Raw genomic sequence first — 2,648 nt, 5'->3', positions numbered from 1 at the left:
CATCGAAATTCTACAAACTTTTCAAAGCTTGGCATTGATTAAAATAGAAACAGGAAAAGGATCAGCTGTTGATGAAATTAGGATAAAAATGGAATTAGCAGATCTTGAAAATAATCTTTTGCTGCTAAAAGATATTTTAGTTACGCAGAAAGTATTGTTTAATAAACTGCTTAATGTTGGTAGTAAAAGAGAAATTGATATAGAAGGCAATTTTGAACTGATTAGATTACACATGGCTAAGGACGTTATTTTCGATTCTATTGTAGCCAGAAATCATCAATTGAAGAAACTTGATTTTCAGTTCTCATCTTTGACCTATCAGGAAATCGTTGCGCAAAAAATGGGAATGCCCTCATTTTCATTGGGTTTGGATTATATAACAGTGGGTAGCGCGGCAGCTTCGTTTTCAGGTGAAGATGCTTTTGTGTTTCCTAAAATAGGGATCAGTATTCCTCTCTATAGAAATAAGTATAAAGCCATGGTGGATGAAGTGATTTATCTTCAAAAAGCAAAAACATTAGAAAAACAAGATAAAGTGAATGTGCTGGAAGGTGTTTTTGAGAATTCCTGGAAAAACTATCAGGATGCAAGTCGAAGGCTTGAGCATTATGGAAGTCAGGGAATATTAGCTAAACAAGCTTTATCAATACTTGAATCAACCTATGCTACACAGGGAGTGAGTTTTGAAGAAATCTTACGAATGGAACGTAAGGTATTAAGCTATCAGCTAGCTCAGATAAAAGCAATATCCGACCAACAAGCGTCTGTTGCATTTATGTATTATTTAATGGGTAACAATTAATTAAAAAATCATGAGAAAAATACTTAATAAAAGAGATCTTATACTAATCGGAATTACATTGTTTTCAGGATTATTTTTAGGATGGATATTCTTTCATAATAGTGGGAGTTCAAAAGCTGTAAGTCATGAACATGCAGAAGAAGCAGAAGCTGGCATTTGGACCTGTTCCATGCATCCGCAAATCAAACAGGATAAACCGGGTTTATGCCCTATTTGTGCAATGGATTTAGTTCTGTTAGAATCAGAAAGTAGTGATGATGAAAATATTTCGCCTGATGAAATTCAAATGTCGGAAGCTTCTATAAAACTAGCAGAGATTCAAACCACGATAGTACAAGCTGGTATTCCTGAAAACAAGGTTTATTTGCTTGGGAAAGTCAAAGCTGACGAACGAAATATTGCTCAGTTAACAGCTCGAATAGGGGGGCGAATTGAAAAATTATTCATTAATTATACGGGTCAGCAAGTAAAAAAGGGTCAAAAACTGGCAACTATTTATTCGCCTGATTTAGTTAATGCCCAAAAAGAGCTCATCGAAGCTTATCAATATAAAGAATCAAATCCTGGTTTTTATAAAGCAATAAAAAGTAAACTTAAATTATGGGATTTGACTGACAAGCAAATTGCCAGTATTGAAGATGCCAGTGAGCCTATATTGTATTTTGAAATTCTTTCTCCGATTAGCGGAACTGTTACTTTACGACATGTTGCTATGGGAGATTATGTCAAGGAAGGTTCTGCCTTATTTGAAGTAACTGATTTGTCAAAAGTTTGGATCATGTTTGATGCATATGAAAGTGATTTGGCCTGGATTCAATTGGGCGATAAAATTGATTTCAATTTGCAATCTCTACCCGGAAATGAATATGCCAGTGAAGTAACATACATTGATCCTTTTATTGATGCTCAAAGTAGAACAGCACAAGTACGTTTAGAGATAGCTAACCCGAAGTTGATATTTAAACCTGAAATGTTTGCCAATGGTATTTTGGAATCAAAATTGGCCAATAATTCAAATGAAATACTAATACCCAAAACAGCCATGTTATGGACTGGAAAAAGAGCTGTGGTATATGTAAAAGTACCAAACCGTAAATCAAATTTTTTTATTTACCGAGAAATTACATTAGGGGCTGAAGCTGGTAACTTTTATGTTGTCAAAAAAGGTCTTTTTGCAGGAGAAGAAATAGCCGTAAATGGTGTGTTTAAGATTGATGCTGCTGCACAATTGGCTGGAAAACCCAGCATGATGAATCCAGCAGGTGGAGCCAGCTCAACTGGCCATGACCATGGGCAAATGACCAAAGATGAAGGAAAGGAGAGTCCGAATGTACAGGATGAACCAAAGGCCAATTTGGAACATGAAATGTTTAAAGTTTCAGGCAATTGTGAAATGTGTAAAAAAACAATTGAAAAAGCAGCACTTGCTTTAAAAGGAGTTAATTCAGCAGTGTGGGATGTAAAGAAAAAAGTAATTCATGTTTCTTTTAATAAGGACAAAGTTGACTTAATCGAAATACATAAAGCAATTGCAGCTTCTGGTTATGATACGGAATTAGAAACAGCCCCCATTGCTTCCTATGAAAAGTTAGCTCCATGTTGTAAGTATACGAAAGATTAGCAACATCAAAATTCAAGTTAATTGATATAAATGGATAAAAACAACTAATTAAGTGCAAAAATGCATAAGATGAAGATGTTTAGAATAACAAAGTAAACTATCTATAAAATTTTATTATAGAATAATCATTAAATCACATCATTTTTTTAACAATTAAATAAAGTAAAATGAAACCCCAACTTAAAATAACCAATATGAAAAAAGTAAAAATAATAGGACTCTTGT

Annotated in this window: 2 protein-coding genes; both read left to right on the top strand. The window is 33.9% G+C overall.

Annotated features, from left to right (window positions below; translation table 11 throughout):
• A partial coding sequence (locus tag HOG71_09720; GenBank protein ID MBT5991116.1) for a TolC family protein occupies positions 1-802 on the top strand: 802 nt, incomplete at its 5' end.
• A gap of 10 nt (positions 803-812) precedes the next feature.
• Positions 813-2,423 carry an efflux RND transporter periplasmic adaptor subunit gene (locus HOG71_09715; protein ID MBT5991115.1) on the top strand — a complete coding sequence of 537 codons (1,611 nt, stop codon included), beginning with the start codon at positions 813-815 and terminating at the stop codon, positions 2,421-2,423.
• Positions 2,424-2,648 lie beyond the last annotated feature (225 nt).

Source organism: Bacteroidota bacterium (assembly GCA_018698135.1).
Lineage (GTDB): Bacteria > Bacteroidota > Bacteroidia > CAILMK01 > JAAYUY01 > JABINZ01.
This window is presented reverse-complemented; position numbering and strand designations above follow the sequence as displayed.